Origin of the sequence: Microbacterium sp. MPKO10 (assembly GCF_026107415.2) — a bacterium.
Lineage (GTDB): Bacteria > Actinomycetota > Actinomycetes > Actinomycetales > Microbacteriaceae > Paramicrobacterium.
On the sequence record NZ_JAPCHX010000002.1, the window covers coordinates 116,937 to 143,564 of the forward strand.

27 protein-coding genes are annotated in these 26,628 nt (G+C 65.3%); 11 read left to right on the plus strand and 16 right to left on the minus strand.

The genetic code is table 11. The features are described from left to right. The first annotated feature begins 186 nt into the window (after positions 1-186). From OK352_RS05210 to OK352_RS05220, 3 genes are read left to right on the plus strand one after another with little or no spacing between them, the layout of a single operon-like run. Complete coding sequence (locus tag OK352_RS05210) at positions 187-2,007, plus strand: ABC transporter ATP-binding protein (RefSeq protein ID WP_265140392.1); 1,821 nt, start codon at positions 187-189, stop codon at positions 2,005-2,007. Next, positions 2,004-3,821: an ABC transporter ATP-binding protein gene (locus OK352_RS05215; RefSeq protein WP_265140393.1), complete on the plus strand. Its 1,818-nt coding sequence runs from the start codon at positions 2,004-2,006 to the stop codon at positions 3,819-3,821. The genes OK352_RS05210 and OK352_RS05215 overlap by 4 nt, the downstream gene beginning before the upstream one ends. A 23-nt stretch (positions 3,822-3,844) precedes the next feature. Then, positions 3,845-4,924, plus strand: coding sequence for a tellurite resistance/C4-dicarboxylate transporter family protein (locus tag OK352_RS05220; protein ID WP_265140394.1), 1,080 nt, complete (start codon positions 3,845-3,847; stop codon positions 4,922-4,924). On the opposite strand, the gene OK352_RS05225 is transcribed toward OK352_RS05220, so the two are convergent. Genes OK352_RS05225 through OK352_RS05235 form a run of 3 tightly spaced genes read right to left on the minus strand, consistent with a single transcriptional unit; the run spans position 4,898 to position 6,146 of the window. Continuing rightward, a complete protein-coding gene (locus OK352_RS05225; RefSeq protein ID WP_265140395.1) occupies positions 4,898-5,200 on the minus strand; it encodes an MGMT family protein in 303 nt (100 codons plus the stop codon). The two genes, OK352_RS05220 and OK352_RS05225, sit on opposite strands and share 27 nt — an antisense overlap. A gap of 18 nt (positions 5,201-5,218) precedes the next feature. Further along, a complete protein-coding gene (locus OK352_RS05230; protein WP_265140396.1) occupies positions 5,219-5,671 on the minus strand; it encodes a GNAT family N-acetyltransferase in 453 nt (150 codons plus the stop codon). A gap of 43 nt (positions 5,672-5,714) precedes the next feature. Beyond that, positions 5,715-6,146, minus strand: coding sequence for a hypothetical protein (locus tag OK352_RS05235; RefSeq protein WP_265140397.1), 432 nt, complete (start codon positions 6,144-6,146; stop codon positions 5,715-5,717). Between the two features lie 80 nt (positions 6,147-6,226). Here OK352_RS05235 and OK352_RS05240 point away from each other — a divergent pair, with 80 nt between their 5' ends. The 7 genes from OK352_RS05240 to OK352_RS05270 all read left to right on the plus strand — a co-directional run bounded on the left by OK352_RS05240 (position 6,227) and on the right by OK352_RS05270 (position 13,325). Next, on the plus strand, positions 6,227-7,381 hold the full coding sequence (locus OK352_RS05240; RefSeq protein ID WP_265140398.1) for an ROK family transcriptional regulator: 1,155 nt from the start codon (positions 6,227-6,229) through the stop codon (positions 7,379-7,381). 79 nt (positions 7,382-7,460) lie between these two features. Beyond that, complete coding sequence (locus tag OK352_RS05245) at positions 7,461-8,720, plus strand: extracellular solute-binding protein (protein ID WP_265140399.1); 1,260 nt, start codon at positions 7,461-7,463, stop codon at positions 8,718-8,720. 96 nt (positions 8,721-8,816) lie between these two features. Then, the gene (locus OK352_RS05250; protein WP_265140400.1) at positions 8,817-9,767 is read left to right on the plus strand and encodes a carbohydrate ABC transporter permease; all 951 of its coding nucleotides are present in this window, start codon (positions 8,817-8,819) and stop codon (positions 9,765-9,767) included. After that, entirely contained in the window at positions 9,764-10,714 is a 951-nt protein-coding gene (locus OK352_RS05255) for a carbohydrate ABC transporter permease (RefSeq protein ID WP_265140401.1), read from the plus strand. The genes OK352_RS05250 and OK352_RS05255 overlap by 4 nt, the downstream gene beginning before the upstream one ends. Before the next feature lie 5 nt (positions 10,715-10,719). Further along, a complete protein-coding gene (gene nagZ, locus OK352_RS05260; RefSeq protein WP_265140402.1) occupies positions 10,720-12,249 on the plus strand; it encodes a beta-N-acetylhexosaminidase in 1,530 nt (509 codons plus the stop codon). Positions 12,250-12,340: 91 nt separating this feature from the next. Beyond that, positions 12,341-13,120, plus strand: a complete 780-nt coding sequence (nagB, locus tag OK352_RS05265; RefSeq protein WP_265140403.1) for a glucosamine-6-phosphate deaminase — start codon at positions 12,341-12,343, stop codon at positions 13,118-13,120. A 61-nt stretch (positions 13,121-13,181) separates the two neighbouring features. Next, on the plus strand, positions 13,182-13,325 hold the full coding sequence (locus OK352_RS05270; protein ID WP_265140404.1) for a hypothetical protein: 144 nt from the start codon (positions 13,182-13,184) through the stop codon (positions 13,323-13,325). A gap of 134 nt (positions 13,326-13,459) precedes the next feature. Here OK352_RS05270 and OK352_RS05275 read toward each other — a convergent pair whose 3' ends face one another. From OK352_RS05275 to OK352_RS05325, 11 genes are all read right to left on the minus strand, one after another. After that, positions 13,460-13,960 (minus strand): SRPBCC family protein, encoded by a 501-nt coding sequence (locus tag OK352_RS05275; RefSeq protein WP_265140405.1) that lies wholly within the window; start codon positions 13,958-13,960, stop codon positions 13,460-13,462. Further along, the gene (locus tag OK352_RS05280; protein ID WP_265140406.1) at positions 13,957-14,304 is read right to left on the minus strand and encodes an ArsR/SmtB family transcription factor; all 348 of its coding nucleotides are present in this window, start codon (positions 14,302-14,304) and stop codon (positions 13,957-13,959) included. The genes OK352_RS05275 and OK352_RS05280 overlap by 4 nt, the downstream gene beginning before the upstream one ends. A gap of 282 nt (positions 14,305-14,586) precedes the next feature. Continuing rightward, positions 14,587-14,850 (minus strand): twin-arginine translocase TatA/TatE family subunit, encoded by a 264-nt coding sequence (tatA, locus tag OK352_RS05285; protein ID WP_306387772.1) that lies wholly within the window; start codon positions 14,848-14,850, stop codon positions 14,587-14,589. Positions 14,851-14,943: 93 nt separating this feature from the next. Next, positions 14,944-16,299, minus strand: coding sequence for an FAD-binding oxidoreductase (locus tag OK352_RS05290; protein ID WP_265140407.1), 1,356 nt, complete (start codon positions 16,297-16,299; stop codon positions 14,944-14,946). Between the two features lies 1 nt (position 16,300). After that, entirely contained in the window at positions 16,301-16,654 is a 354-nt protein-coding gene (locus OK352_RS05295; RefSeq protein ID WP_265140408.1) for a YrdB family protein, read from the minus strand. 59 nt (positions 16,655-16,713) lie between these two features. Next, positions 16,714-17,478, minus strand: coding sequence for an amino acid ABC transporter ATP-binding protein (locus tag OK352_RS05300; RefSeq protein WP_306387773.1), 765 nt, complete (start codon positions 17,476-17,478; stop codon positions 16,714-16,716). Further along, complete coding sequence (locus OK352_RS05305; protein WP_265140409.1) at positions 17,475-18,353, minus strand: amino acid ABC transporter permease; 879 nt, start codon at positions 18,351-18,353, stop codon at positions 17,475-17,477. The genes OK352_RS05300 and OK352_RS05305 overlap by 4 nt, the downstream gene beginning before the upstream one ends. 16 nt (positions 18,354-18,369) lie before the next feature. Next, positions 18,370-19,209 carry an ABC transporter substrate-binding protein gene (locus OK352_RS05310; RefSeq protein WP_265140826.1) on the minus strand — a complete coding sequence of 280 codons (840 nt, stop codon included), beginning with the start codon at positions 19,207-19,209 and terminating at the stop codon, positions 18,370-18,372. Between the two features lie 120 nt (positions 19,210-19,329). Then, positions 19,330-19,770: a cupin domain-containing protein gene (locus tag OK352_RS05315; RefSeq protein WP_265140410.1), complete on the minus strand. Its 441-nt coding sequence runs from the start codon at positions 19,768-19,770 to the stop codon at positions 19,330-19,332. 1 nt (position 19,771) lies between these two features. Further along, positions 19,772-22,852 carry an adenosylhomocysteinase gene (locus OK352_RS05320; RefSeq protein WP_265140411.1) on the minus strand — a complete coding sequence of 1,027 codons (3,081 nt, stop codon included), beginning with the start codon at positions 22,850-22,852 and terminating at the stop codon, positions 19,772-19,774. Positions 22,853-22,928: 76 nt separating this feature from the next. After that, entirely contained in the window at positions 22,929-23,963 is a 1,035-nt protein-coding gene (locus OK352_RS05325; protein ID WP_265140412.1) for a saccharopine dehydrogenase family protein, read from the minus strand. An 87-nt stretch (positions 23,964-24,050) separates the two neighbouring features. Between OK352_RS05325 and OK352_RS05330 the strand changes: the two genes are divergently transcribed. Continuing rightward, positions 24,051-24,611 carry a TetR/AcrR family transcriptional regulator gene (locus OK352_RS05330; RefSeq protein ID WP_265140413.1) on the plus strand — a complete coding sequence of 187 codons (561 nt, stop codon included), beginning with the start codon at positions 24,051-24,053 and terminating at the stop codon, positions 24,609-24,611. A gap of 257 nt (positions 24,612-24,868) precedes the next feature. Here the strand turns inward: OK352_RS05330 and OK352_RS05335 are convergent, their stop codons facing one another. Next, positions 24,869-25,921 (minus strand): TM2 domain-containing protein, encoded by a 1,053-nt coding sequence (locus OK352_RS05335; protein ID WP_265140414.1) that lies wholly within the window; start codon positions 25,919-25,921, stop codon positions 24,869-24,871. A gap of 37 nt (positions 25,922-25,958) precedes the next feature. Further along, positions 25,959-26,474, minus strand: a complete 516-nt coding sequence (locus tag OK352_RS05340; protein ID WP_265140415.1) for a hypothetical protein — start codon at positions 26,472-26,474, stop codon at positions 25,959-25,961. Positions 26,475-26,628 lie beyond the last annotated feature (154 nt).

Consider the following 26,628-nt stretch of genomic DNA (forward strand, 5'->3'; position numbering starts at 1 on the left):
GGCCGCCCGTCGCTCCCGCGCCCGCGCGGTCGTCGGACCCACCGGCCCCGTCGGCGCCATGTAGCGTCGGCCCCTCCCGCAACCTGCATCCCGGCCGGACACCCGGCCACGCCTCTGACAACGAACGCGCCCTGGCGCTCGCTGTCCGCACCATCCGCAGTCAGAACATCAAGCGAGACTCACACTATGTCCGGCATTCAAGCCACGCGTAAATCCAATCTCAACACGGTGCAAGCCATCTGGCGCATCTATCCGTTCGCCAAGCACGCTCTGCCGCGCATCAGCCTCGGTATGATCGCTGCGCTGCTCGGCTCCGTCGTCGCGCTTCTCATTCCGATGGTGCTCGAGAAGCTCGTCAACGGAGCCCTCGCCCAGCGCGATCCGGCGGAGATCTGGCCGGCTGTCGCGATCGTTCTCGGCCTCGGTGTCGTCGAGGCTGCGATGATCGCCCTGCGTCGCTGGTTCGTGCTGCTGCCGGGGACGACAGTCGAAGCGAAGATGCGCAACGAGATCTACCGCCGTCTGCAGGATCTCCCCGTTGCCTTCCACGATCGGTGGCCGTCGGGGCAGCTGCTCTCGCGCATGATGCAGGACCTCAATATGATTCGGCGCTGGCTGTCGTTCGGCATCGTGCTGCTCGTCGTCAACGTGCTGACGATCGTCATCGGCTCGGTCATTCTGTTCACCTGGCACTGGCTTCTCGGCACGATCTTCCTTGTCTGCGCGATCCCGGTGTGGATCTACGGCTACATGTTCGAGAAGAAATACTCGATCGTCGCCCGGCGCAGCCAGGACCAGGCGGGCGACCTCGCGACGAACGTCGAAGAAGCCGTGCATGGCATCCGCGTTCTGAAGGCGTTCGGCCGCGGCAAGCACGCCCTGGAGGGGTTCTCCGTCCGGGCCGAAGGACTCCGCGGCGTCGAGATCGAGAAGGCGAAGGCGATCGCTGGCATCTGGTACTGGCTGATCCTGCTGCCGGACATCGGTTTCGGCCTGTGCCTCGTCGCGGGAATCTGGCTGGCGTCGCAGGGGCAGATCAACGTGGGTGAGCTCTTCGCGTTCTTCGCCACGGCGATCGTTCTGCGGTTCCCGATCGAGTCGATCGGCTTCTTGCTCTCGATGACCTTCGACACGCGCACCGCCGTCGACCGCGTCTTCGAGGTGCTCGACGAGGTCAACACGATCACCGACCCCGAGCATCCCGAGACCATCGAAAGCCCGCAGGGTCGACTTGAATTCGACGACGTGCACTTCCGCTTCGCCGATTCGCCCGAACGCTACCCCGATCTCATCAACGGCGTGAACCTGGTGATCGAACCGGGTGAGACCATGGCGTTGGTCGGACTGACCGGATGCGGCAAGACGACGCTCACGTCGCTGACGACCCGCATTTACGATGTCACGGGCGGCGCGGTGCGCCTCGACGGGGTCGCTGTGCAGAACCTCACCCGGGGCGAGTTGCGGCGGAACATCGCCATGGCTTTCGAAGACGCCACGCTGTTCTCCGCCTCCGTGCGCGAGAACGTGCTGCTCGGGCGCGAGGAGCTCGACCTCGACAGCGATGAAGCCCAGCGCGTTCTCGACGAGGCGATCGGCGTCGCACAGGCGCAGTTCGTCCACGACCTGCCGAACGGTGTCGACACCACGGTGGGCGAAGAAGGGCTGAGCCTCTCGGGCGGCCAGCGTCAGCGTCTTGCGCTCGCGCGGGCCGTGGCTGCGGCGCCCTCGGTGCTCGTGCTCGATGATCCGCTGTCGGCGCTCGACGTCGACACCGAGGCGCTCGTCGAGGCGGCACTCCGCCGCGTGCTCGCGTCGACGACGGCGTTGATCGTCGCCCACCGGCCCTCGACTGTCGCGCTCGCCGACCGCGTCGCGCTCATGCAGGACGGCCGCATCACGGATGTCGGCACGCACACCGAACTGCTCGGCAGGAACGAGCACTACAGATTCGTGATCTCGTCGCTGGAAGACGAAGAGAAGCGTGAGCGAGAGGAGGCCCTGCAATGAGCACGGCAACCGTGCGCGGGGTGACGGGCGAAGAGCGCGAAGACCTCACTAAGGAAGAGAGCAGGCAGATCCGGCGGCGCTCGATGCGCCTGCTGGGAACCCTGCTGAAGCCGCTGCGCCTGCGGGTGATCGGCACGATGGTGCTGGTGATCATCTCGACAGCATCCAGTGTGGCCGGGCCCGCACTCATCGCCTTCGGCATCGACACGGCGCTGCCGGCCGTGCTGGAGCGCGCCGACTGGATGCCGACGCTCGGCGTCGGCGTGCTGTATCTCGTGACGGCGCTGGCGGCAGCGACGTTCATGGCGAGCTACGTCGTTGCGAGCGCGCGCGTGAGTCAGGCCGTGCTTCTCGATTTGCGTCTTCGGGTCTTCCAGCACACGCAGAAGCTGAGCCTGGAGTTTCACGAGTCATACACATCGGGGCGCATCATCTCGCGCCAGACGAGCGACCTGGATGCGATCAAGCAGTTGCTCGATGAGGGCATCAGCCAGCTGGTGAACGGGATCCTCTACATGGGGTTCACCTTCGCCGCGCTCTTCCTGCTTGACTGGACGAGCGGCCTCGTCGTCGTGGGCAGCATGGTGCCGCTGTACTTCCTGACCCGGTGGTTCCAGAAGCGCTCGCAAAGGATGTTCCGCACATCTCGCGTGATGTCTGCCCGGGTGATCGTGCACTTCGTGGAATCGATGACGGGCATCCGCGCGGTCAAGGCGTTCCGTAAAGAGAAGCGTAACGAGAAGGAATTCGGTCGGCTCGTCGAGGACTACCGCGACATCAACGCACGCACGATTCAGCTCTTCGGGATCTACGAGCCTGGAATCATCATGATCGGCAACCTCGCCGTCGCCGCTGTGCTCCTGATTGGCGGATTCCGCGTCGTCGAGGGGCACCTGGAGATCGGCGCGCTGCTGGCCGCCCTGCTGTATGTCAGGCGCTTCTTCGATCCGATGGAAGAGATGGCGATGTTCTACAACGCCTACCAATCGGCGGCAGCGGCGCTTGAGAAGATCTCTGGCGTGCTCGAAGAGCAGCCGAGTGTTCCTGACCCGGTCTCGCCCGTGGATCTCTGGTCCGCGAAAGGGAAGGTGACGTTCGACGAGGTCACGTTCGCGTACAACGACGAGACGACGGTTCTGCCGAGCTTCTCGCTTGGCATCCCGGCGGGGCAGACGATCGCGCTCGTGGGCTCGACCGGAGCGGGCAAATCGACGCTCGCGAAGCTCATCTCGCGCTTCTACGACCCGAGCGCGGGAGCCGTGACTCTCGACGACGTCGATCTGCGACAGCTGCACCCGAAGGATCTGCGCCGAGCGATTGTGATGGTGACGCAGGAGGCCTACCTGTTCTCGGGGACCGTCGCCGACAACATTGCACTCGGTCGTCCGGATGCCACGCGCGAGGAGATCGTGCGAGCCGCCGTCGCCGTGGGCGCCCACGGATTCATCGACGGTCTTCCCGATGGCTACGACACCGATGTGAACAAGCGGGGCGGTCGCGTCTCAGCCGGTCAGCGGCAGCTGATCTCGTTCGCGCGTGCATTCCTCGCCGACCCGGCCGTGTTGATTCTCGACGAGGCGACGGCGTCACTCGACATCCCCAGCGAACGGCTCGTGCAGGAGGCACTGCAGACCCTGCTCGCCGACCGCACGGCAATCATCATCGCTCACCGGCTCTCGACGGTAGCGATCGCCGACCGCGTGCTTGTGATGGAGCACGGGCGCATCGTCGAGGACGGTACACCAGCCGACCTGATCGGGGGAGAGGGCAGGTTCGCGCAACTGCATGCCGCCTGGCGCGACTCCCTGGTGTAGCTGCAAGCCGCTACGCTGGATCTGTGGAGTCGCCAGCTGAATCACGGGTCGCTGTCGCTGTGCGGGATCTCCCGCCCGGCTACTTCGCGCTGGTGATGGCCACGGGGATCATCTCGCTTGGTCTTCACCTCGAAGGCGTCGATGTGCTCTCGACCGTGCTCTTCGCCATTGCCGCTACCGGCTACGTCGTTCTTGTCGCGCTCACGGTGTGGCGCGGCATCCGGTACCCGCGTCACGTCGTCGATGACTTCTCGACCGCTCACGTTGCTTTCTCGTTCTTCACGTTCGTGGCGGGAACGAACGTGCTGGGCTCGAGAATCGCCGCCGAGCATGGTCCCGTCGCGCTCCCTCTCACACTGCTCGGCGTGAGCTTCGCCGCATGGTTGGTGCTCGGGTACGTGATCCCCGGGCTGGTGATCGGGCGGCATCAGGGTGCCGACATACTGGCGGGTCTGAACGGGACGTGGTTCATCTGGTCTGTGGCCAGCCAGTCGGTCGCCGTGCTCTCTGCCTCCCTTGAACCGTGGGCACCCGTCGGCATCAGCGACGCGCTTTCCGTCGTGGCCGTGCTGTCCTGGGGGATCGGTCTGATTCTGTACGGTGTCATCGGCTGCGCTGTTGTGATCAGACTGCTGACGCGGGGCATTCCCGCGGCGGAACTCGGACCGCCCTATTGGGTGACGATGGGTGCCGGAGCGATCACGGTGCTTGCAGGATCGCGCATTGTGGAAATGACCGACACCGCCATTGTGAGTGTCGTCCGCGCCCCCGTTGCCGCTGCTGCCGTCGTCTTCTGGGCATTTGCGACATGGCTGATTCCCGCGCTGGCCGGCATCGGTCTGTGGCGGCATCTGATCAAGCGTGTTCCGCTGCGATACGAGGCCTCGATGTGGAGCATGGTCTTCCCCCTCGGAATGTATGCCGTTGCGGGAATCTATTTGGGTGATGCCGATGATCTGCCGATCATCGGATGGATCGGCGGCCGATTTCTCTGGGTTGCATTCGCGGCGTGGACGATCGTGCTCGTCTGGATGCTGGTGAGCCTCGTCGCCGCGGCGCGTGCTCCGCGCGAGACATCAGCCGCGGGCGTCGACGAACGCTGACCGGGCGAGCCGATAACCGGACGGCGTCCGGTGCAGGGGAGTGCCCTCGTCGTCGTAATGCTCGCGCGCGGAATTCTCGTGACAGCTCGGCGGCCTGCCGGACGCCTGCACGACGCGCCACCACGGTACATCGCTTCCGTAGCGGGCCATCACCCAGCCGACGCCGCGCGCCGAGCGCGACCCGAACTGTGCTGCTACCTGCCCGTAGCTCATGACCTTGCCTGGCGGGATCGACTCGACGACTGAGAGTACGGCCTCGACGAAGTCTTCGTTCACAGTGGTGTGGGCGCGGCGCTACAGATCCAGCCGTCCGACCACTTCGCCGTACTCGGTCTCGTCGATCGGAGTGAAACCAACGGCGAGGAAGAACTTTTCGGGGCCGCCCTCTCCGGGCTCATACATCACGTTGATGTGGGTGAATCCGCGGTCGCGAGCCTCACCGGCGAGAGCGTCAACGGCGAACTTGCCGACGCCCTGTCGCTGTGCGTCAGCATCGACGTTGACGCGCCAGAGGACGCTCTTGAAATAGTCTTGATCGCCCTCGGGGTCGAAATTGCCCTGCACGAAGCCGACGACATCGTCGCCCTCGAGAATCACGCGCTGCCAGGTCGTCGCCGGGTTCGTCACCGCAGCGGCCACGGAATACGAGATCGGCGCGACGAACTGTTCTTGCCCAGGCTTCAGCGATAAAGCGTTAACCGCCACGATCGTTGATGCCGACAGTTCCACCACTCGCATTTCAGCCATGATCCCAGGCTAGCCTCATTCTCCCGTCGGGAGGAAGAGACTTCTATGAATTACATACCTCGGCGACACCGGCCTCGGCATCTTCGGCGGCTGAAAGACTCTCGGAGAGCGCGGCGTTGTCAACGGAATCGGGATCCTGAATCGCTGCTTCCGCGGCATCCGCAAATTGTGCATTGAAATCGTTGAGCGCCGCCGTCATCGTCGTGACCGACTCCTTCACCTCGGCGTTCTCAATCGACGAGACATCCTTCTCGAATGTCGACACGGCAGAGTCGAGGTCGTCCGCTGCCGTCGCCGGGTCATCGATCAGCGAGCCACCCGAACTCGTAATCGCCTCCACCAGAGCGAGGTCGGCGCTGCTGAAGATGTCGCAGGCGTCTTCTTTTGACTGCGTGGGTGCGCATCCGGTGAGCGTCGCACCCGCAACAAGCGCGAGCGCGACCGTGCCCGCGAACGGGACTGTGCGTGGCCTCATGATCCCCCTTGTGCGTTCGACGCTAGCCGATTTTCTGCATGGGCTTGCAATTTGAATGTTAGTAAGCTGTACTAACAAACATGGCTTCTACGGATCGACGTCACGCAGGGGTGGCTCGCGCGCTGCGTCCCAGCACGAAAGTGCTGCCGGGGCAGGCACGCGCGCACAATCGTTCTCTGGTGCTGCAACTGCTGTACCGCGAAGGTCCGATGAGTCGTGCCGACATCGCGCGTTCCACCGAGCTCACACGTGTGACGATCTCTGACCTCGTCGCCGAACTGATCGACGAGCGCTTCGTGATCGAGCACGGCCCGCGCGACGAGTCTCGTCCCGGCAAACGCGCGACAATGATCGACATTGATCGTGCCGGTCATCAGATGATCGCCGTCGACCTCTCGGGCGATGACGCCTTTCGAGCAGCAGTGGTGAACATCGGCGGCGAGGTCGTCGAACGCTGCGAGGTTCCGATCGACGGCGCACAAGGTCCGGATGCTGTCGCTCAAGCGCTCGCCGTGATCGACGACGCTCGCGCACGAGCATCCGCTCCGCTTCTCGGGATCGGTGTCGGCTCGCCCGGTGTGATCGACGACCTCGGCATCGTGCGCGTGGCCGTCAGCCTGGGCTGGACGGACGTGAACCTACGCACCGCCATTGCCGAGCGCACCGGGCTGCCGGTCACCGTCATGAACGACGTGAACGTTGCCGTCCTCGCCGAGCATAGCTTCGGGCAGATCGAGAGCGACGACGTCATCCTCGTGCGCATCGGGCACGGTGTCGGCGCCGGCGTGATCGTCGGGGGAGTGACATTCCGCGGCAGCCGGTTCTGGGACGGAGAGATCGGGCACGTCACCGTCGGCACGGGTGAAGGACCGCTTTGTCGCTGCGGCCGATCCGCCTGTCTGGAAGCCTGGGTCGGTGTTCCACACCTGACCGCAGAACTCGAGCACCTCAGCTCAGAGACCGAACGATCGGCATTCCTGCGCGACGCCGGTGCCTACCTGGGCATCGCTCTCGCCCCGATTGTGCGCACCCTTGACCTGACAGACGTCGTCCTGTCAGGCCCACCAGAACTTCTGGGCGGCGACTTCCTTGTCGGTGCCCACGACACACTCCTCGAGCGAGCGATGGTCGGCGATCCCGACGAACTTTCGCTCAGGATGACCACGCTCGGGCACGACAATGTCTTGTTCGGTGCCGTGGTCCTCGTCCTCAGCGGACAACTGGGGGTCTCGTAAGAGAACCCTGCACACATTCGCACCACAACGACGTGGCGGCACCCCTGGTCGCCCGCATCCCCTGAGAAAGGACCTCACCATGAGGAAAACCGGCATTGTGGCCCTCGGGGCCATCGCCGCGCTGGCCCTGGCCGGCTGCTCCGGATCAGCCGAAGGATCGTCTGACGGCGGTTCTGCGGAGATCCGCGTGTGGCTGGTCGGCACCGACACACCGGACAACGCTCGCGAGTATCTTACCGAGACATTCGAGAAGGAGAACCCCGGCTCCACGCTGGTCATCGAAGAGCAGCAGTGGAACGGACTTGTCGACAAATACACGACAGCGTTGTCGGGCTCCGATTCGCCCGACGTCGTCGAGATCGGCAACACCCAGGCGGCGGCATTCACCTCGGCCGGGGCGTTCACTGACCTGACAGACAAGTACGAAGAACTCGGCGGCGACAACCTGCTGCAGGGCTTCGTCGAGGCCGGCACTTACGACGGCAAGATCTATGCGTACCCGTACTACTCCGGCGCTCGTGTGGTGTTCTACACGTCGCAGGTGTTCGACGGCGAGGTTCCCGAGACGTTCGACGAGTACGTGGATGCAGGCATCGCCATGAAGGAAGCAGGCACACCCTCTGGCATCTACGCGCCGGGCAAGGACTGGTACAACATGCTCCCGTACGTCTGGGAGAACGGCGGCTTCGTCGCCGAGCAGGGAGACGACGGCACTTGGAAGGCCGGATTCTCAAGCGAGGGCGGCATTGCCGGTCTCGAACAGCTGCAGACGGTTTACGAGAGCGCGACGGCTGCGCCGAAGGACGGCGACGAGACCAACGCCCAGGTTCCCTTCTGCGAGGGCAATGTCGGGTTCCTCTCGGCACCGAGCTGGTTCATGGGATCGCTGACGGCGGCAGCTGACGCCGACACGCCTGGCTGCCCCGACACATTCGGCTCGGACGCCACGGCATTCGCTCTTCCGGGTAAGGACGGCGGCGCAGCAGCCGCGTTCGCCGGCGGTTCGAACATCGCCGTCGCGGCGAACTCCGCCCACCAGGACCTCGCGTACTCGGCGCTCAAGATCATGCTCTCGCCCGAGTATCAGAAGCTCCTCGCCGCGAACGGCATGATTCCCGCCACGAGCGAGGCACAGGATGCTCTGCCCGACGACGCCGTGACGGCCGCTGCCGCTGCCGCTGCGGAGAACGCGCGTCTCACGCCGGCTGCGCCCAAGTGGGCAGACGTCGAGGCGTCCGAGGTCATCAAGAACTCGCTCGTGAAGATCGCCCAGGGCGGCGACGTGACCGAGATCGCGAAGAACCTCGACGCGCAGATCGAAGAGATCCTCAATAGCTGACCCGCCCCCCACGGGTCATGGCGGGCGCTCCCCGCTCCGAGTTCCCTTCTCGGAGCGCGGGGGAGCGCCCGCTGCACAACAATGTAAGGAGCACGCATGACCACGACGGTCAGCGAGGCCCGAGCGGAACAGCCGACGCCTGATCGGCCGCGGAAGCACACGCGGAAGAAGCGGCTGACGCCGTGGATGATGCTGGCCCCCGCCACGATCGTTCTGCTCGTTATGACGGGCTATCCGCTCGTCAAGATGGCCATCAATTCGTTTCAGAAGTACGGCAAGGCGCAGATCTTCGGCGCACCACCCGAATGGCTCGGGCTGAAGAACTACACAGACACGCTCACAGACCCCACATTCTGGGCCGTCGCCGGCCGCAGCTTCACCCTCATGGCCGTGCTTGTTGTCGCAACGATGAGCCTCGGCATCCTGATCGCTCTGCTCATGATGCGGGTGAACGGGTTCTTCCGGCTGCTGATCTCGATCGGCCTTCTGCTGGCCTGGGCGATGCCTCCCGTGTCGTCCGTCGTCGTGTGGGGGTGGATTGTCGACACCAAATACGGTCTGCTGAACTGGGTGCTCAACACGGTCACTGGCACGACTGACTGGTCAGGGCACTCGTGGCTCATCGACCCGCTGTCGTTCTACGCGGTGCTCACCGTGATCATCACCTGGATGTCCGTTCCGTTCGTGGCGTTCACCGTCTACGCCGGGCTCACGCAGGTGCCGGACGAGGTGCTTGAAGCCGCGCAGCTGGACGGCGCTGGCGCTGTGAAACGATTCGGCTTCATCGTGCTGCCCTACCTGCGCAGCATCCTGCTCATCACTGCCGTGCTGCAGATGATCTGGGATCTGCGGGTGTTCACGCAGGTGTACACCCTGCAGGGACTCGGCGGCATCTCGAGCCAGACCGACGTGTTCGGCACGTACATCTTCCACCTCGGTTCCAGCAACCTCGGAGCCGCGGGTGCGGTGTCGTTCATCATGGTCGCCATGATGCTCGTCATCTCGATCTACTACGTGCGCAAGACAGTGAAGGACGAAGAGATATGAGTGTCGCCACGCGCGCTCCCCAGACGCGAGCCGCTGAAACAGCATCCGTCGACTCACGCCACGTGACACCCGGACGTCGCCACAGCCCGACCCGTCGGCTGAAGCACGCCTGGAGCAGCACACTGTGGGGCACCGTCTCGATCATCGTGTTCGTATGCTCGGTGTTCCCGGTGTATTGGATGCTCAACACGTCGTTCAAGCCCAACGCCGACGTGATCAGCCCCACCCCGCAGTGGTGGCCCGAAAACTTCACGCTGCGCAACTACGTCACCGTGCTGTTTGAGCCGGCCCGGCCAGACCGCGCCAACTTCCCGTCGGCATTCATGATGTCGCTCGCGGTGACGGGCCTGACGCTGCTGATCTGCCTGCTGTTCGCCTTCATCGGCGCGATCGCCGTCTCACGCTTCAAGTTCCGCGGTCGCCGACAGTACATCATCGCGCTTCTGGTGATCCAGATGATCCCGGGGGAGGCGCTCATGTTCACCATCTTCGGCATGGTCGACTCGTGGCGGCTTCTCAACACCGTGATCGGACTGACGATCGTGTATCTCGCGGGCGTGCTGCCGTTCACCATCTGGATGCTGCGCGGCTTCGTCGCCGGAGTGCCCGCCGACCTCGAGGAGGCGGCGATGATCGACGGCTGCACGCGCACGCAGGCGTTCTGGAAGGTCACGTTCCCGCTGCTCGCTCCAGGGCTCATCTCGACGGGAGTGTTTGCATTCATTCAGGCATGGAACGAGTTCCTCATGGCTCTGATCATCATGCAGGGTCCCGGTGCCTATACGCTGCCGATCTGGCTGCGCGCCTTCCAGCAGGCGACGCAGTCGACGAACTGGGCGGCGATCATGGCCGGGTCGACACTCCTCGCGCTGCCCGTCGTAATCTTCTTCCTCTTCGTGCAGGGCCGCATGACCGGCGGACTCGTGGCGGGAGCAGTGAAAGGATGAGAGATATGCTCTCATCCGCTGCCTCCACCACGCTTCTTCCCGGCTTCGTCGGCACGACTCTGCCCGAGTGGCTTGCCGCTCGCCTGCGCGCGGGTCTTGGCGGTGTCTGCATCTTCGGCCCCAATTTCGAGGATGCTGGTCAGCTGCGCCGCCTCACCGATCAGGTTCGCGCGGCAAACCCGAACGCTGTCGTCGCGATCGACGAGGAGGGCGGAGACGTTACCCGACTGCACTACGCGACGGGGTCGCCGTACCCGGGCAATGCGGTTCTTGGCCGGATCGACGACACCGCGGTGACCTCGCGGGTCGCGGCGACCGTCGCGGGTGAACTGCGCGCTGCAGGCTGCACGCTCGACTTCGCTCCGAGCGTCGATGTCAATTCGAACCCGCTCAACCCGGTGATTGGGGTGCGCAGCTTCGGCGCAGACGAGCACCTCGTCGCCCGCCACGGCGCCGCCTGGGTGACCGGGCTGCAGGGCGCAGGAGTCGCGGCGTGCGCCAAACACTTTCCCGGCCATGGTGACGTCGACGCCGACTCGCACATCGCGCTCCCCGTGCTCGACCTCGATCGCGACACCCTGCTGAACCGTGAACTCGTACCCTTCGCGGCGGCAATCGACGCGGGTGTCACGTCGATCATGACCAGCCACATCATGCTGCCGCAGATTGACTCCGAGAACCCCGCGACGATGTCGCGTGCGGTGCTCGAAGGCCTGTTGCGCGGCGACCTGGGATTCGACGGGCTCATCGTGAGCGACGCCCTCGACATGGCCGGGGCAAGTGCCGAAATCGGCATCCCGGAGGCCGCTGTGCGAGCTCTGAACGCGGGCGTCGACTTGCTGTGCATCGGCACAGCGAACACCGACGAACAGCTTGAGCAGATCGAACACGCAATTACGGATGCTGTCGCGACGGGTCGCCTCGCAGCGTCCCGTGTCGAGCAGGCGGCACAGCGCGTGCTGGACTTCGCCTCGGCCACGGTCATCTCCGACGTAGGCTCAGGCGACGCAGCGTCTGTAGACGCGGCGGCCGCGGACGCCGTGATCGACGATGCGGCTGTCGGCGAGGCAGCGCGGGCGATCGAGGTGTCGGCGGATGCTGCCGAGCTCGACGCCGCGCGCACACCGGCCGCCGTGCTGCGTCTTGACGCTGCGGCGAACATTGCCGTGGGGTCGGCGCCGTGGGGTCCGTTCAGCCTCGACGATCCCTGGGGCGGGGCACCCGTGACGCGCATGGACCTCGCGAACGACACCGCCACCGATGTTGCGCGTGCTCTCGACGCGGCCTCGCCCGAGGGCACGATCATCGTCGTGGGCAAGAGCAATCACCAGCATCCCGGAGCCGTCGCCGTTGTCGACGCGCTGCGCGCCGCGGGCCGCCCCGTGCTGACCATCGATATGGGGTGGCCGAAAGCCGACCGCGCCTACGCCGATGTCGCCACGTTCGGGGCTTCGCGGCTTGTGGGTGCGGCGCTCGTGCGCTGCCTGTTCGGACCAGACGGGCGGTTCGACCACACCGATCGGGCGGCGTCGTGACGTTGGCGCAGCACCGGCTACGCTCGAATGTGACAACCGTGCTGATCGGAGCCCGGGTGAATCTCGCAAGAATGCAGAAGGAATAAGACACATGGCTGAAGTCATCATCGTCCCCTCCGCGGATGAAGCGGGCGCTCTCGTCGCCGACGAGATCATCGCGCTGATCGCCGCGAAGCCGAGCGCAGTGCTCGGGCTGGCAACCGGGTCGACCCCGCTGCCGGTCTATCGGGCGCTCGCCTCCCGGCGCGATGAGATGGATCTTTCGTCCGTATCCGCGTTCGCGCTCGACGAGTACGTCGGCCTACCGGTGACGCACGCTGAGAGCTACCGCTCCGTGATCACCCGCGAGGTCGTCGAGCCGCTCGGACTGAAGCCGTCGCGCGTGCACGTGCCGAACGGCGCGCTCGAAACGATCGAGCACGCGGGCGAGGACTACGAAGCGGCGATCGAGGAGGCAGGCGGCATCGACCTGCAGATCCTCGGCATCGGCACCGACGGTCACATCGGGTTCAACGAGCCCGGGTCATCGTTCGCCTCACGAACCCGTGTGAAGACGCTGACGGCACAGACCCGCCGCGACAATGCACGGTTCTTCGCCTCGGAAGACGAGGTTCCGATGCACTGCATCACGCAGGGTCTTGGCACGATTCAGAGTGCGCGACACCTTGTGCTTCTGGCATTCGGGTCGGGCAAGGCGCGGGCAGTCGCTGGCGCTGTCGAGGGCCCCGTCACAGCATCCCTTCCGGGGTCAGCTCTGCAGTTGCACCGCCGTGCCACGGTGATCGTCGACGAGGAGGCCGCTGCCGAGCTGGCCAATGCCGACTACTATCGTCACGCGTACGCCAACAAGCCCTCGTGGCAGGGCCTCTGACGGCGCCGTCGGCGGGCAGTCGTCACAAAGTGTGACGTTTCATCGAGAAACCTCGCCATTTGTGACGACTGCCCACAATGCGATGGCGCCCACCTCGATTGAGTTGGGCGCGGTCGCGCTGCCTGGGTGGGTACTGCAGGTGCATGAGCGTGCAACGGTCATCGTCGACGAGGCTGCAGCTGTGGAGCTGAAGAACGCCGACTAGTATCGCCACGCGTATGCGAACAAGCCGTCGTTGGCTGGGGGCGTAGCGCGCCGACCGAGTTCAAATGTCGAACTTTGCGCGATTTCGCACTCTGAACCGCACATTTCGACACCTGAATGGGGCATCGTTGACGGTCACCTGTTCGCGCCCTCCTGCGTCTCAACGACGTAGGCGGCAAGATTGGCCAGCGTCTGCTTCCCGCCCTCGATTGCACCATGCTTCTCGATTGCTTCGTTGCGTAGCTCTGCGGTAGGGAACACCGTCACCATCTCGATCTGAGTTGCGTCCCCGGTCGGTTCGAACGTGAGGATGGACTCGAACGCATTCGGATCATCGCGAAACTCGCCGTGCAGCATGACGATACGCTCCGGCCGAGCGATCTCGGTCCAGATGATCCACTCGGGATAGTCCGTGCCGTCTGGCCCGTGCATGACGAAGCTCCACACCCCGCCGACTCGGAATTCGAAATCGCGTGTGGTCGTCGTGAAGCCGTGTGGTCCCCACCATTGTGAAAGGTGCCGCACCTCGCTGAACGCCTCGAACACCAGCGTTCGCGGTGCATTGATAACTCGAGAGATTACTGTCGTACGGTCAGACTTTGACTGTGTGGAGGCGTTGTGTTCGCTGTCGCTCATGAGATCGTGCTCCTGTCTTCCTGTGCCAGCTGCTGCACGTAGGCGTCGAGCCGGTCGAAGCTCTCATTCCAGAACTGTTCGAAGCCGCCCGCCCATTCGTGCACCGACTGCAGGCCACGAGCGTCAAGGGCGTAGAAACGCTGCTTACCCTCTCGGCGATCTTTCACGAGGCCGACCTCTCGGAGCACTCGCAGGTGCTTCGAAGCTCCAGGCTGGGTCATTCCCAGCTCGTCAGCGACCGCCGTTGCGGGCCGTTCGCCAGCACGCAACAGCGTCAGGATGTCCCGGCGCTGCGGCTCGGCAATCGCGTTGAACACATCAGAAGTTGTCGGTGCTCGTGCCATACGAGCATCATATGCCTATATGAGAAAGTGTTGCAACCGTATGGTCAGTGGGCATCAGAATGCGACTGCCAAGGGGCCATCACGCCTACCGCCGTGCGTGGCGTTGGTGGACGCGCGCGATCGTGCGTACCCTAGACGCGCGACGCGCGGCCGAGTGTCGTGTGACATTCATAAGGCGTGACGGGGTGAGCGCATGGAGAACACCAGCACTGCAAGTGCAGTGCTGGTGTTCTGATCACGAGTCCCAGCGCAGAGCACTTACGCCGGCGTGGTGCTGGGCGCCTACGCGGCGTCTGAGCGCGTCGTCGTGGTGTCTGCCGTCGACGTGGCAGTGTCATCCGTCGTCGTTGCGTCGCCGTCGTCCGTGACCTCGCGGACTTCCTTCTTGAAGATCTTCATCGATTCGCCGACGCTCTTGGCGAGGCCGGGCAGCTTCGGAGCACCGAACAACAGCAGAATGATGAACAGAATGATGACGAGGTGCCATCCGGAGAGATTGGCGAGCATGGGGGACCTCCACGTCAGGTGCTCGAAGACTTCAGTCACTCCAGCATAGGCTCTCGCCCGGGATCTTGCTGATAATCCTGTGCCGGGAGATCGCGGTCAGCATCGGAACGACTCCAGATGCCGTTCCGGATTTCAGAAAACCTTGCCGGGATTCAGAATGCCGAGCGGGTCGAAGACCTGCTTGATCTGACGCTGAAGCTGCAGCTGATCATCGCCGAGCTCGTCACCGAGCCACCGCTTCTTGAGGATGCCGATGCCGTGCTCGCCCGTGAGAGTGCCTCCGAGCTTCAGCGCTGCGGTGAACAGCTCGCCTGCGGCATCCCAGATTTCATCGGGCACGTCCGGACCGGCGAAGACGAAGTTCGGATGCAGATTGCCGTCTCCCGCGTGCGCAAGCGTCGGGATCGTGAGGCCATAGGTCTTCTCAATCTCGGCAATCGCATCGAACATTGCCGGCAGCGCTGTGCGGGGAACCGAGACGTCCTCGATGAGCGTCGTCCCCATCGCCGCGATCGCACCGTGGGCGGCCCGCCGCGCGGCCAGCAGTTCGTCGGCCTCGGCCCGGTCGGTGGTGAGATCGGCGTCGCCGCCCACGTCGGCGATGACCGCTAGTGCCCGTTTGGCGTCTTCTGCAGCGCCCGGGCCGTCGAATTGCACGGCGAGATGCGCGTTGCCGCGCGCCGAAAGCGAACTGCCGACGTGCCGATCAATCGCGCGCAGCACGGTCGGGTCGACGAGCTCCATCACGGCGGGCTGCAAGCCTGCGGCCGTGATAGCGGCAGAGGCCGCGGCAGCATCCCGAACCCCCGGGTAGAACGAAGCGATGGTCGCCAGCGTCCCGGGAACCTCCCGGCGAATGCGCACCGTCGCCTCGACGATGACCCCGAGCAGCCCCTCCGACCCGACCATCAGCGCCGTGAGGTCAAGACCCGTGACCCCCTTGACGCTGCGGTGGCCGAGCGTGAGCAGCCGACCATCAGGCAGCACGACCTTCAGGCCGAGCACGGCGTCGCGCGTGACCCCGTACTTGGCGCACAGCAGGCCGCCCGCGTTCGTGGCAATATTGCCGCCAACCGTTGAGATCGCTCGCGACGCCGGGTCCGGTGCGAACCACAGCCCCTGTTCGGCGAGGATCTCGTTGAAGCGGCCGTTGAGGATGCCGGGCTCGACCACGGCCAGCAGATCGTCGGCGTTGATCTCGAGGACGCGATCCATCGCCAGCGTGGAGAGCACGATTTCGCCGGATGCTGCGATGGCGCCGCCCGCGAGACCGGTGCCCGCGCCCCGTGTGACGACGGGTGTGCGCGTCGCCGTCGCGATGCGCATGGTGGCCTGGACGTCGTCGATGGAGCGGGCGTTCACGATGGCGAGCGGGGGAGCGCTCGAGCGGTGCCCGGACTCGTCGGCCTGCGCGGCGCCCAGCCGCGCAGCATCCGTCACCACCGCCTCTCCGAGCGCGTCGGTGAGCTGCGCGATGACGTCCGTCATCTCAGCTGAGCTCGCGGCGCCCGTTGATGACGCCGCTGGTCACGGCAACGAGGGCGAAGATCACTGCAACGATGATCTGCCCCATGTCCCACCAGGCGAACACCGCGGTGCCCATCACCGCGATTTCGACGATTGCTTTGCCGAACGGATCCATTTGGAACACGGCTTTGGGGGAGCGGAACAGTGCCCAGAGCATGATCGCGATCACGGGAGCGCCGATGCCGACGACAATGTTCCACGGCAGGTCGAAGTTGATGAAGCCCCACAGGCACAGCGAGATGTAGGCGAAGATCTCGAGAACGAACCGGACGACGTCGTTGACCGAGACGCGTTCGGGCGCAGTTGTTGAAGTCACGCCCCTATTCTAAGCCGCGCGTGCTGGGCGATTCCGGATGCTGCCGGTGCAGCTCGCCGTTAGGCGCCGGGCTCAGCGGCACGCAGACGCGAGAGGAACGTTTTTGTCTCGGGCTGCTGCGGGTCGTCGAAGATCTGCTCGGGCGGGCCCGCCTCGACGATGCGGCCCTGTGAGAGGAAGATGACGCGGTCGGCGACCCGACGGGCGAACGACATTTCGTGCGTTGCCATCATTATCGTGCTTCCCGACTGCTTGAGCTCACCAACGAGATCGAGCACTTCGCCGACGAGCTGGGGATCGAGAGCGCTCGTGATCTCATCGAGCAGCAGCAGTTCTGGTTCTGTGGCAATCGCCCGCGCAATTGCCACGCGCTGCTGCTGCCCGCCGGAGAGCCGGTCGGGGTACTCGGTTGCCTTCTCCTCAAGCCCGATGCGGCGCAGCAGCTCGCGCCCGCGTGCCTCGGCCGTTGCCTTGTCGATCTTGAAGACGTTGCGGCTGGCCAGCGTGATGTTTTTCAGGACGGAGAGGTGGGGAAAGAGGTTGTAGTGCTGAAACACCACACCGATGCGGGCGCGGATGCGGTCGGCGTTGACACGCGGGTCGGTGATGTCATCGCCCTGCAAGAAGATCTGGCCGTCGTCGACGCCTTCAAGCAGGTTGACCGTTTTGAGGAGCGTGGACTTTCCCGATCCGCTGGCACCGATGAGCACGACGACCTCGTGCCGGGCCACCTCGATGTCGATGCCCTTGAGCACCGCGGTGTCGCCGAATTTTTTGTGAACGCCGGTGACGCGCAGCACCGGCCGAGACGTGTGCTCGCTCATACCTGGCCGCCCATCTGCTCACGGCGCTGTGCCCGTGCGGTGTACCAGTCGGTCAGCCGAATCATCGGCCACGACAGGAGGACGAAGAGGATGCCGGCGACGACGTACGGCGTGAAGTTGTAGACGCTCGCCACTTCGATCTGTGCCGCGCGGATCGCATCGACGGCCCCCAGAACCGAGATCAGCCCGACGTCCTTCTGCATCGACACGAAGTCGTTCATCAGCGCAGGAGTCACCTTGCGCACCGCCTGCGGCAGCACGACGAGGCGCAGCGTCTTCGAATAGCCGAGGCCGAGCGAGCGGGCCGCCATGCGCTGTGAGGGGTGAACCGCCTCGATGCCCGCGCGCAGAACCTCTGCCACGTACGACGAATAGGTCAGTGTCAGAGCGATTGTTCCCCAGAACTGCATCGGCAATCGCTCAGTGAACCCCAGGGCCGGCACGCCGAAGCCGACGAGGTAGAGAACGAGAAGAAGCGGGATGCCGCGAAAGAAGTCGGTGTAGATCGCGGCGCCGAGGCGGAACGGGGCAAAGACGGCACCGCGCAGCGTTCGCGCGATTGCGAGGAGGGAGCCGAAGATTCCCACGAGAATCGCCGCGAAGAACAGCACCTGGATGTTGAGCCAGAGCCCGACGATGATCTGCGGGAACGACGAGATCGCCGTGTCAAGGTCAAAGAAGGAACGCTGGACGTCGCTCCAGCCGGGGCTGTTGATCAGTAGCAGCCACACCAGAACGGCGAAGATGATTGTGCTCGCGATGCTGATGAGCAGTGAGCGTGCGTTCTGCTTTCGCCGGAAGGCGCGCCTGTCGAGTTCGACCTGGCTCGGCTGACGCTCGTCGAGCGTTGCCTCGGGCTGCGTGGCGTTCGTCACGGGTGTGGGAGGCCTCCTACGACAGGACGGTGGCGCCGGCGTTGTCGGCGAGCCAAGTTTCGGCGAGGTCATCGAGCGTGCCGTCTTCGCGGAGCGCATCGACCGCGTCGGTCACTGCTTGCGTGAGCGGGGAATCGTTCTCGAGGAGGAAGGCGAGTTCGTCGCCGCCGGCAGAACTCTCGAACTGCCCCACGAGTACGCCGTCGTCGAGCACGGCGTTCGCGTTGTAGAACGCTGTGGGCAGGTCGGTGACGAGTGCGTCGATGTTGCCCGAAATGAGTGCCTGGACGGTGTCTTCGTTGCTGTTGAAGATGGCCGGATCGGTGCCGATTGCCTCCTTCACCGCGGCAATCGATGTCGACCCTGCGGCGACGCCGACCTTCACATCGGCGAGGTCGGCGAGGCTTGACGCATCGGCAGCCGGGCTGCCCTCAACGCTCACGACACCCTGCGTGGTCTCGTAATACGGAGACGAGAAATCGACGGCCTTCTCGCGGTCCTCGTTTGCCGAGAACTGCTGGATGTTGATGTCGAAGTCTTTCGGACCCGGCGCGATCACCGTGTCGAACGGCGTGCGGATCCACGTCACGTCTGACTTGTCGAAGCCGAGCTTCTCGGCGACGGCGTAGGCGACCGCGGCTTCGAAACCTTCGCCTGACTCAGGGTCGTCGTTTTCGACCCAGGGGCTGTACGCGGGCTCACCCGTTGCGATCGTGAGGGTTCCCGGAGTGACAGTCTCGAGCTCGGAGTCGCTGCTCCCGCTCTCCTGCGTGCCGGATGCCGAGCAGGCGGACAGCGCCAACATAACGGCGGCGGCACTGGCGATGACGGCAGAGCGGACGGCGGTTCTTCTCATCACGGATACTCCTCGAGGACTGCGGGCGCAGGGAGGGAGAGTGCGCCAACCAACAAGGTTACCGTCGATGCGTGCCTCCGGCATCGCGATGACGAAATGTTGCGAAACCGGCAGGTCCAGTCAGTCGGCGAGCCGCCAATCGGCGAAGTCGAAGCCCGGCGTGACCAGACAGCTGACGAGCACGTCTGCGTCACCGGGAACTGTGCGCTGCCAGCATCCGGCGGGCACCAGGAACTGCTGCCTCGCGTGCGGTGTGCCGGGCGAGGCGAGCAGGCCGCCGTCGTCCGTCTTGCGCGGCTGGTCGCCCGTGCCGCCGAGTTCAAGGCGCAGCTCTCCGGGGCCGTGCCACAGCCAGATCTCGTCCGAAACGACGACGTGCCAGTCGGAACGTTCGCCCGCGCGCAGCCAGAAGTGAATGAGCGTTGCGGCGGGCCGTTCGCCGGTCGGTGTCGTGACAGCATCCGATGCCGTGTATGTGCGCCGGTACCAACCGCCCTCGGGATGCTGCTCAAGCGATAGTTCGCGGATCGCATCGAACTCCGGCTGCTCCTGGTGCGTCATGTCAACGCTCCTCTCGGTGGAAGACCGTCTGCCCGGCAACGATGGTGCGCCGGCAGGTTCCCTCGCCCGCCTCGACGAGCTGGCTGAGGGCCTCGCGCGGTGCGGTGTCGTCCACGGTAAAGAAGGCGAGGTCGGCGAGGGCGCCGACGGCGAGCTGCCCGACGCGCTGCGTCCCGGTTCCGAGGCCGAGGGCGTGTGCTCCGCCCAGCGTCACAGCGTGGAAGAGTCTCTGGTGCAAGTCGGAGTCGGCGTATCCCTGCTCGCGGGCGATACGGTGCAACTGTGCGACGTCGGCGAGCGGGTCGAGGCTCTGCGATGACGAGAGCGAGTCGGTGCCGACGCAAATGAGGTTGCCCTCGCGCAGGTAGGCGGCGACGGGCGGCGCGTCGAGCCCGATCACGTCGTTCGACCGGGGGCACAGCGCAACCGAGGTTCCTCGCGCGCGCAACAGCGACCTGTCGCGTCCCGTCATATAGATGCCGTGCGCAATGTGGCAGTCGGGCCCGAGGACACCGAGCTGGTCGACAAATTGCGTCGAGCTGACGCCGACGCCCTGGCTCCGCAGAGCACGGAAGCTCTCGGCATTCAACCCCACCCAGGCATCGTCGCTCTCAACGTTCTCGTTCTCGATGTGCGCCTCGGCGAGGTGGATGTGCAGCCGCATGCCGCGGTTGCGGACGACGTCGGGAATGTCGAGGAGTGGCTGAACCTCGAGGGAATACGGGGCGTGGGGTGAGACGCCGACACCGGGCGAGGCGGGCATGCTGTCGAGATCCGCGATCGCGGCGTCGCGGCCGTGCGCTCGCCAGTCGGCGTTGCTCCAGCCCATGACTTCCCAGTAGGCGATCCCGTGCAGCCCGGTATCGTGCAGGGCTGACACCGCCTCGCGGTCGGTGACGACGTCGGCCAGCGCGGTTGTGCCCGATGCGACGGCCAGGCGGGCTCCGTCGGCCGCGGCGGCGCTCCAGTCGTGCTCGGCGCCATCGCGGTCGTAGACGGCGTCGAAGGCGGCTGCCCAATCGTCGAACCCGGCGTACCGTCGTGTCGCCACGTCGGCCATGCGCGTGTACTGCAGGTGCGTGTGGGCATTGACGAGGCCCGGTGTGATCACGCCGTCCCAGTGCTCTTCGACGAAGTCGATGCCCGCGTCGCGCAGGGACTGCAGCACCCAGCGGCGCTCGCCGACGTGCAGAATCCGGTCGCCGCGCACGGCGATGGCCCCGTCGCGAATGCGCGGTGCCGTCACGGGGATCACCAGGGAGGCGCTGTAGACGGTGACTGTCGCCTGTACAGTGTCGGCGGCCTCTGCCGTCGGAGGCATCGCCGCGATGCGCGAGTACCGGCTGCGTTCTGGCGCGGGCGCCTTCGCGGTCGTTGCGGGGGAACGAGGGGGAGCGGATGCTGCCGCATGCCGCCGCGTCGACAGGGCGAGGTGGGCGATCTCGTCCTCACGCTCACGCTCGAGGTCGTGCAGCCCGGTGGCGAGCGTTGAGGACTCCGTCAGCACACCGGCCGTGGTGAGTTGCTCGATGGCGGCGACCTGCGCGGCGAACGAGAGATCCATGATCTCGATGGGGTTGCCGCCGCCGGCCGTGTAGTTCACGCCGTGTCCGTGGGCGAGGACGAGAACTCGCTGGTCACCGAGTGTGAGTTCGCTGAGTTGGGGCGCCCGATCGGTCCACGTCGCTCCGGGAGCATCCAGTTCGCCGTCTGTGCCGCCCGCAATGGCGATGATCGCGCGCGGGGCCGCCGCTCGAATCACCGCGTCGTCGATCGTGCCGCGCACACCGGTCGCTGACACGATGATGTCGGCCTGCCGCGCAGCATCCTGGGTCGTCATCACCTCGAACCCGTCGACCTCGGCGGCGAGCGCGCGCACCGGATCGATCTCGGCCACGACAACGCGTGCGCCCAGTGCCCGGGCGTGCCGGCAGACGCCCTCGCCGACGGGACCGTAGCCGAGCACGAGCCACGTGGCGGTGAGCGGGTCGACAGTGCTGATTCCAGTGTTGCGCGCGTCGTCGAGCACGTCGGCGATCGCGAAGACGCACGTCTGGCCTGTGCCGTAGCGGTTGTCGAATAGCGTCTTCACTCGGGCATCGTTGACCGGGATGACGGGGACGGCCAGTGCGCCGTCACGGGCCATGGTGCGGAGGGGCCGGACGCCGCTCGTGGTCTCCTCCGCGGCGCCACGCAGCTCAGCGAGTGCCTCAGGATGCTCGTGCACGAGGCGGATCAGATGCGCACCGTCGTCGATGAGCAGCTGAGGCTGCCACCGCACGAGGTCCAGCGCCAGCTCGGCATCTTCATCCGCCGTCGCATCGGGGGAGCCGAGCACGACGATGCCGCGGGCCCGCAGTGCGGCGGCAGCATCCGGATCGACCTCGTTCGCGGGCGCGAATACACGGACGTCCGCACCGGCTCGTGTCAGTTCGATCGCGAGCACGGCGGTCTTCGGCTCGAGCACCAGAACGACACCGATGCGCACCCCGCGCACGGCACCGCTGCGCGCCAGTCGCGAGGCGAGTTCTCGGGTGACGGGCATGGCGCTCGCCGCCCAGTCGATGCGGGCCGAGCCGCGGTCGGCACGGAAGTTGTCTGGTGTGGGGGCGCTGCTGTGCGGCGCAGTTCTCATGGTGGCGGCGTCGACGATGGCGATGTTGCCGCGGGGCGCGTGGGCGGCGCGCAGTCCGTCGGGGAGCACACGGTCGGTCGCGGTCAGACGTTGCGCCAGCTCGGATGCTGCGTCACGCAGCGCGCCGGCGGCGTCGACGATGATCGGCAGTCGTGGCTCCTCGGTTGCCGGTTCCGCGCTGAGCCACCCGAGTGCGTCGGTGGTCTGATCGTCGGAGAGCGCTCCGATGAGGATGAGAACGTCGCTTTCGGCAGTCGGGGCGGTGTGCCCGCCCATGCCGTGCACGATCTGCGTGAGTGCGGCGACAGCATCCGCCGTGCCGAGGAGGGCGAACCGGGTGCCCGCGATCAGCCTGTTCGTCGCGCGATTGAACGCTGCGAGAACCGATGCGGCGTGTGCCGGGTGTTCGTCGGAGACGAGGGGCGCAGAATTGTCGGGGATCGGCACCTGCTCATTGTATTGCCCGGGTGCATCGCTGCTCGGTGTTGTGACGCGGCGTGACGAAGCCGCGCCACCTCCGCGGTCAGGCTGGGACGAGCCCTGGCATGAACTCGGCACCGCAGGCTTCTGCCAGCGACGGACCGAACAGTGCAACTGGCGTGAAGGCGCCGGGTCGGCCCGCGCCATCGAGCAGCCGGCGTGCGATCTCTGCCGGGACGGCTCCCGTGAACGTTGACGCATCGCGGACGCGCAGCCAGTTCTCTCGGGTGGTGCCGTCAGTCCACTCGGCACGCGCGTGCGCCCACGAGTACTCGCGTGGACGCGGGGCGGCCTTCACGGTCACACGAGCGAACCGGCGCTGAAGGGCGGCGCGCACGGGAGGGATGCTGATCGCGGCGGCGAGCAGCGGGAGGGCGGCGCGCATCAGCCCGGAGGGTGCCTGGCTTGAGGCGGCGACGACCTCACGCGCACCGCTCGCACGCCGGGCGGCGATGAGGTCCCCCTGAGGCATGCTCGCCGTTGTCACGGCGGTGCCATCGGGGAGCATGAGCCGTGTGGGACTGCTGGCCAGCCGAGCGAGCCCTGGCTCGCGATAGGTCAGTCCCTCGAAGATCGAGGTGGCAAGCGATTCTCCGACCGTTCCTGCTTCCACGTCGAGTGAAGGAATCATGTCGACCCTCACGCGGTCGGGCGTCGGCTGATCCTCGAGAAGATTCACCAGTGCGCTCTCGGTGCCCGCCATGCCGAATCCGGCACCCGTCACAGCAGTGCGGCCCGCGGCGGCACGTTCGTTGTCGCGGGCGAGCAGCGCGACGACACCCTTCGCATCGTTGGAGAGATCGATGTAGTGACTGCCTGCATCCATGATCGGCCCTGCCGTTTCTGCGAAGGGGGCGATGGTGTTGATCACCACGGCGGGCTTTTGCCGGCGGATTTCCGCGATGATGTCACTCATCGACGGGGTGACGAGTGTTCTGTCGTCGTCATGTGCTGCTGTGGCGAGGCGGTCGGCGTTCCGGCCGACCAGGACGGGGCTGATGGTGCGCTTCCGCAGCTCAGCCGCGATCACTCGCCCGAAGCGGCCTGCGCCGCCGAGGATCCATACGTCGTTGCTCATTGTCTGCTCCATTTCCGATGTGATGACATGTCGTGTCATCACTGTAGCACTGTGATGACACGACGTGACATCAGGTAGTCTTGAACCGTGGCGAGATGGGAACCGGGATCGCGTGGACGGCTGGAGAAGGCGGCCTTCGAACTTTTTGCCGAGCAGGGATTCTCGGCGACAACTGTGCCCGAGATTACGGCGCGTGCGGGACTCAGCACGCGCACGTTTCACCGGTACTTTGCCGACAAGCGCGAGATCGTCTTCGGCAGTGAGGACATCCCGGCGAATGCCGCGCAGGTTCTGGCGGATGCATCGCCGTCAGACGAGCCGCTTGACGTGATCATGAAGAGTCTGCGCACGTTTGCCGAGACGCGCTTTGAGGGGCGTCGAGACGATCTGCGGATGCGCGGCGAGATCATCAGATCAGATCCTGGACTGCGGGAGCGGGATCTGCAGAAGCGTGAAGCCGTGGGGCGGGTCGCCTACGAGGCGCTGGTCGCGCGGGGTGTGCAGCCGACGCGTGCATCGCTGCTGGCCGAGACCTGTGTCACGCTGCTCTATGTCTCGGTGCAGGAGTGGCTCGGCCGTGACGACGAGAAGCCTCTCGCTGACATCATTGCTGACACGCTTGAGACGCTGCGCTCAGCGCTGACTTAGTTCATTCGGACGGGAAAAGGCGTCGAGCACCTCGCGCTCAATCATTCTTCCCAGCGAGCAAGTTCATCGTCTGGGAGTGGCGCGAAAAAGGATTGGGGGACGTCGTACGTCACGAACCCCAGATCGCGTTCTCCTGTCATGTCCATGATCGCCATGTTAGCAACGCGTCAAGGGTGGACGAGCCTGGGTGGTCCTGATGGCATGTTAAGAGCGCAGGGAGGCATTCGGGTTGCCTCCCTGCGCTCGTTCGTGGGCGATCAGCCGATCGCGATCGTCCAGTCTCCGTCCGCCGTGATCGTGATCACGGAGGGGCCGGCGCTCACCGGCACGGTTCCCGAGTAGGTGCCGATCTCATTGACGAGCAGTCCGATCGACAGTGCCTTGCCGTTCTCTTCTTGAACGACGAAGTTGCTGCTGCCGCTGTGGCTGATCGTTGCGCTCGCAGCATCCCCGTCGTAGAGGTAGACACCATCGCCGGTGCCCGAATCAGGCAGGGCGGATGCTGTCGAGACCGGAGAGATCGTCAGCTCCCACGGCCCGCTCGCGGTGATCTGCAGGTTGACGCCGTCGCCGAGCGACGTGAATCCATACACGGTCGTCCCGCTGTAGGCACCGATCGTGTTGACGAGCAGATCGCCGGTCATCTCATTGTTCGCGTCGATCACGTTGACGACGAAGTTTGCCGATCCGGTGTAGCTGGCCGCCACGATGCCCGCTGACGCGCCGTCTGGCAGCGCGACGACATCGTCGCCGGAGCCCGACGCGCTGATCGGTTCGAACGAGCCGAAGGTGCTGTCTGCCCACTCAGGGGTTGTCGGTTCCGCAGGTTCTGCGGGCTCGTCAGCTTCTTCAGCCTCAGCGTCGTCGGCCGGAGGCTCGGCTGCAGCGTCAGCATCCGTGTCGCTGTCGGTGTTTTCTGCGGCGACCGATGCGGCGTCGACGTCAGTGCCGCCGTTCATCGCGCTCGTGACGGATGACAGAACAATGGATGCCACGATGAGCGCCGCGGTCACGATCCACGCGAGTTTCTTGTGCTCGGCGTATCCGGCGAGCGGCTGTCCGTTCTTGTCGCGTTGAGCTCCGGCAAGCACGAGGATCAGATCGATCAGCCACCAGATGCCGAAGCCGCCGATCGTGAGCAGTTTGACGATGCCCGTGCCGACCTTGCCCAGGTAGAAGCGGTCGACGCCGAAGACGCCGAGGAAGTACGACAGGAGCCAGGTCGCGACGAACGACTTGGTTGATGCGGGAGGCCGGTACGCGGGCGGTTGAGAGGCCGGCTGCGGGGCGAACTGTGTGGTGTCAGTCATGAGGATTCCTTCTGCGGTTGGGGTGGTGAGGGAAAGATCAGGACTCATCGTGGGGCGCACGCTCGATGAGCATGTTGAGTCCGTTGTCGGGGTGGTACGTCCATGAGGCGGTGAAATCGCCCCAGGATGCTTCTTGGCGCCCATCGAGGGCACGTGTGGTTTCGATGCGGCTGAGGACGGCGTCTGAAATGTCGAGTTCGTCCGTGACGCACATGAACTCTTCGGGGCCGATCCCGGACGCCTCATCGCCGAATGTCTGCAACTCGAGGGAGGCTCCGTCGTCGCCGATTGTCGCGTGTGGACTGTCGTCGAGATTGCAGGCTTCGAGTGCCGATTCAAACGGATTCGGTGCAGCGGCCTCGATGCGTTGCGCGATCTGGTTGGCCGTGGCGGGGATGATAACCAGTCCGATCAGGAGGCCGAGCGCGAGGCCAGCTACCGCACCCAAGCTGGCGAAAAGCCATGGAGACCCTCGGCGTCGCGCGCGCGGACGCTGGGGCGCTGACCACGAGTCCTGTGCTGGGTTGCCCTGCGGCGGTGTGCTCGCGTACACGAGCCTCTGCCTGGGCGGGTGGGCGACGTACGGGGCGCGAGTCGGTTGAGGGGGGGGATGTCTTGATCGTGCGGCATTACTCTCCTTTGACAGCAGCGCGCATCACGGACGTACCGCGCACACACGCTGATCGAAACGGAGGGGAACGGCTGAA

Coding starts and splice junctions, on each gene's coding strand:
- OK352_RS05210 (WP_265140392.1), top strand. CDS start 187: ATGTCCGGCATTCAAGCCACGCGTAAATCCAATCTCAACACGGTGCAA.
- OK352_RS05215 (WP_265140393.1), top strand. CDS start 2,004: ATGAGCACGGCAACCGTGCGCGGGGTGACGGGCGAAGAGCGCGAAGAC.
- OK352_RS05230 (WP_265140396.1), bottom strand. CDS start 5,671: ATGGCTGAAATGCGAGTGGTGGAACTGTCGGCATCAACGATCGTGGCG.
- OK352_RS05235 (WP_265140397.1), bottom strand. CDS start 6,146: ATGAGGCCACGCACAGTCCCGTTCGCGGGCACGGTCGCGCTCGCGCTT.
- OK352_RS05240 (WP_265140398.1), top strand. CDS start 6,227: ATGGCTTCTACGGATCGACGTCACGCAGGGGTGGCTCGCGCGCTGCGT.
- OK352_RS05245 (WP_265140399.1), top strand. CDS start 7,461: ATGAGGAAAACCGGCATTGTGGCCCTCGGGGCCATCGCCGCGCTGGCC.
- OK352_RS05250 (WP_265140400.1), top strand. CDS start 8,817: ATGACCACGACGGTCAGCGAGGCCCGAGCGGAACAGCCGACGCCTGAT.
- OK352_RS05255 (WP_265140401.1), top strand. CDS start 9,764: ATGAGTGTCGCCACGCGCGCTCCCCAGACGCGAGCCGCTGAAACAGCA.
- nagZ (WP_265140402.1), top strand. CDS start 10,720: ATGCTCTCATCCGCTGCCTCCACCACGCTTCTTCCCGGCTTCGTCGGC.
- nagB (WP_265140403.1), top strand. CDS start 12,341: ATGGCTGAAGTCATCATCGTCCCCTCCGCGGATGAAGCGGGCGCTCTC.
- OK352_RS05275 (WP_265140405.1), bottom strand. CDS start 13,960: ATGAGCGACAGCGAACACAACGCCTCCACACAGTCAAAGTCTGACCGT.
- OK352_RS05280 (WP_265140406.1), bottom strand. CDS start 14,304: ATGGCACGAGCACCGACAACTTCTGATGTGTTCAACGCGATTGCCGAG.
- OK352_RS05290 (WP_265140407.1), bottom strand. CDS start 16,299: ATGACGGACGTCATCGCGCAGCTCACCGACGCGCTCGGAGAGGCGGTG.
- OK352_RS05300 (WP_306387773.1), bottom strand. CDS start 17,478: ATGAGCGAGCACACGTCTCGGCCGGTGCTGCGCGTCACCGGCGTTCAC.
- OK352_RS05310 (WP_265140826.1), bottom strand. CDS start 19,209: ATGAGAAGAACCGCCGTCCGCTCTGCCGTCATCGCCAGTGCCGCCGCC.
- OK352_RS05315 (WP_265140410.1), bottom strand. CDS start 19,770: ATGACGCACCAGGAGCAGCCGGAGTTCGATGCGATCCGCGAACTATCG.
- OK352_RS05325 (WP_265140412.1), bottom strand. CDS start 23,963: ATGAGCAACGACGTATGGATCCTCGGCGGCGCAGGCCGCTTCGGGCGA.
- OK352_RS05335 (WP_265140414.1), bottom strand. CDS start 25,921: ATGACTGACACCACACAGTTCGCCCCGCAGCCGGCCTCTCAACCGCCC.